The organism is Micrococcus sp. HMSC31B01 (assembly GCF_001816085.1).
Lineage (GTDB): Bacteria > Actinomycetota > Actinomycetes > Actinomycetales > Micrococcaceae > Micrococcus > Micrococcus luteus.
The window spans coordinates 1-2,786 of the sequence record NZ_KV825235.1 but is presented as its reverse complement, the minus strand read 5'-3'; the positions used below and the strand labels follow the sequence as shown (position 1 = coordinate 2,786).

At 71.8% G+C, this 2,786-nt stretch carries 3 protein-coding genes; all 3 read left to right on the top strand.

The features are described from left to right. Window positions 1-195 precede the first annotated feature (195 nt). From lipB to HMPREF3105_RS08685, 3 genes are read left to right on the top strand one after another with little or no spacing between them, the layout of a single operon-like run. Window positions 196-897, top strand: a complete 702-nt coding sequence (gene lipB / locus HMPREF3105_RS08695; RefSeq protein ID WP_070709269.1) for a lipoyl(octanoyl) transferase LipB — start codon at window positions 196-198, stop codon at window positions 895-897. Then, a complete protein-coding gene (gene lipA / locus HMPREF3105_RS08690; protein ID WP_036383060.1) occupies window positions 894-1,901 on the top strand; it encodes a lipoyl synthase in 1,008 nt (335 codons plus the stop codon). The genes lipB and lipA overlap by 4 nt, the downstream gene beginning before the upstream one ends. A 26-nt stretch (window positions 1,902-1,927) precedes the next feature. After that, on the top strand, window positions 1,928-2,740 hold the full coding sequence (locus HMPREF3105_RS08685) for a DUF4191 domain-containing protein (protein WP_036314203.1): 813 nt from the start codon (window positions 1,928-1,930) through the stop codon (window positions 2,738-2,740). The last annotated feature ends 46 nt before the right edge of the window (window positions 2,741-2,786 follow it).

Genomic DNA, 2,786 nt, shown 5'->3' with positions numbered 1-2,786 from the left:
CGCAGCCGTGCCCGGCTCCGATGGCCTCTCCGGCCCGCCGCCGACGCGTCCGGCCGCGCCGCCGTCCGCCTCGTCCCAGTCCCGCATCCGGCTCCCCTCTCCGCCACGCCGTCCGTTCCATCCCAGGGTGCCGCATGTCCCCGGGCGTCACGGCGGTTGTCCACAGGTCCGGGCCCGAGGACTACAGTGGACGTCATGCCCGAGACCCTTCTGCCGCCCCTGCGCGTGCTCGGCCTGGCGCCCGACCTGGTGGACTACCACGCCGCCTGGGACGCCCAACGCGCCCTGCACGCGGACGTCGTCGCCGGCCGCTCCGACGGCGAGTTCCTCCTCCTGGAGCACGAAGCCGTCTACACGGCCGGTCGCCGCACCGAGGACGCCGAGCGCCCCACGGACGGCGCCCCCGTCGTGGACGTGGACCGCGGCGGCAAGATCACATGGCACGGCCCGGGCCAGCTGGTCGGCTACCCCGTGGTCCGACTGCGCGACCGTGCCCACGTCAAGGACTACGTCTGGTTCCTCGAGGAGCTGCTGATCCGCACCGCCGCCGAGTTCGGCGTCACGGCCGTCCGCGTGGACGGGCGGGCGGGCATCTGGGTCCTCGCGGACCGGGACGACGACGGCACGGCCCGCCCGGACCGCAAAGTCGGCGCCATCGGCCTGTCCATCCACGACGGCGTCTCCATGCACGGCTTCGCGCTGAACTGCTCCAACTCCCTGGCCCCCTACGAGGGGATCATCGCGTGCGGCATCACGGACGCCGCCACCACCACCCTGTCGGTCGAGACGGGCCGGACCATCACGCCGGCCGACGTCGTCCCGGTGCTCACCCGTCATCTGGACGAGCTCGGGCCGGCCTTCATCGCCGTCACCCCCACGGAAGGAATCCCCGCATGAGCCTCGCCCCCGAAGGACGCCGCCTGCTGCGCGTGGAGGCGCGCAACGCCGAGGTGCCCGTCGAGCGCAAGCCCGAGTGGATCAAGGCCAAGGTCCACATGGGCCCCGAGTACATCGGCCTGAAGAACAAGGTCAAGTCCGCCGGCCTGCACACCGTGTGCGAGGAGGCCGGCTGCCCCAACATCTTCGAGTGCTGGGAGGACCGCGAGGCCACGTTCCTCATCGGCGGCGACATCTGCACCCGCCGGTGTGACTTCTGCGACATCACCTCCGGCAAGCCGCGTCCCCTGGACATGGAGGAGCCGCAGAAGGTCGCCGAGAACATCCGCGAGATGGACCTGCGGTACGCCACCGTCACGGGCGTGGCCCGTGACGACCAGAAGGACGGCGCGGCGTGGCTCTACGCGGAGACCATCCGCCGCATCCACGCGCTCAACCCGGGGACCGGCGTCGAGATCCTGCCGCCGGACTTCGGCGCGGTGCCGGAGCTCGTCCAGCAGGTGTTCGACGCGCGGCCCGAGGTGTTCGCGCACAACCTGGAGACGGTGCCGCGCATCTTCAAGCGCATCCGCCCGGCCTTCACGTACGAGAAGTCCCTCAGGGTGCTCACGATGGCCAAGGCCGACGGGCTCGTCACCAAGTCCAACCTCATCCTGGGCATGGGCGAGGAGGACCACGAGATCGACCAGGCCCTGGTGGACCTGCACGAGGCCGGCTGCGACATCATCACCATCACGCAGTACGTGCGGCCCTCGAAGCTGCACCACCCCATCGACCGCTGGGTGAAGCCGCAGGAGTTCGTCCAGTGGTCCCAGCGCGCCGAGGAGATCGGTTTCCAGGGCGTCATGGCGGGCCCGCTGGTGCGCTCGTCGTACCGCGCGGGCAAGCTCTACGCGCAGGCCATGCAGCGCCTCGGCCGGACCCTGCCGGAGAACCTGGCGCACCTGGCCGGGGAGAAGACCGCCCGCCAGGAGGCCTCCGCCGTCGTCGCCCAGATGTCCTGAGCCGCCCGACTAGACTGGACCCCGCCATGACGAAGAACAGCCAGCCCCCCGCGTCCTCCTCCGGCTCCACCTCCGCCACGCTCAAGGAGGTCAAGGCCATGCAGCGCGAGCGTCGCCTCCGCGAGAAGGAGCAGGCGAAGGCCCAGCGCCGGGACAAGCGCGCCACGAAGGGCCCGGGCGTGATCTCCCAGCTCAAGCAGGCCTACGCCATGACCAAGGCGCACGACCCCAAGGTCGGACTGTGGATGCTGCTGGCCTTCCTGGGCGCCCTGGTCGTCGGCCTCGTCATCGGCCTCCTGCTGGACAACTGGATCACGTGGCTGCTCATCGCGATCCCGTTCGGTGTGCTCGCCGCCGTCGTCATCCTGAACCGGAAGGCGCGCCGCGCCGGGTTCGCCCAGCTCGAGGGCCGCCCCGGCGCCGCCGGCGCCGCGCTCTCCACGCTGGGCCGCGGCTGGATCGTGTCCGAGCAGCCGGCCGCCGTGAACCCGAAGACCCAGGACCTCGTCTACCGCGCCGTGGGCCGGCCGGGCGTCGTGCTGGTGACGGAGGGCCCCTCCCCCCGCGTCGCCGCGCTGGTGGTCAAGGAGGAGAAGGCCATGCGCCGCTTCCTGCCCGGCGTGCCCGTCACCGTGGTGGAGTCCGGCAACGGCCAGGGCCAGGTCCCGCTGCACGAGCTGCCCGGCACGCTCAAGGGCATGAAGAAGGCCCTCACGGCGCAGGAGGTCCAGGCCGTGGACAAGCGTCTGACCGCGCTCAACACCAACCGGCTGCCCATCCCCAAGGGCGTCGACCCGAACAAGGTGCGCCCGAGCCGGCGCGCCATGCGCGGCCGCTGAGCGCCGACGCACCCGCGCGAAAGGGGGGCGCCCCGCCGAGGATTCG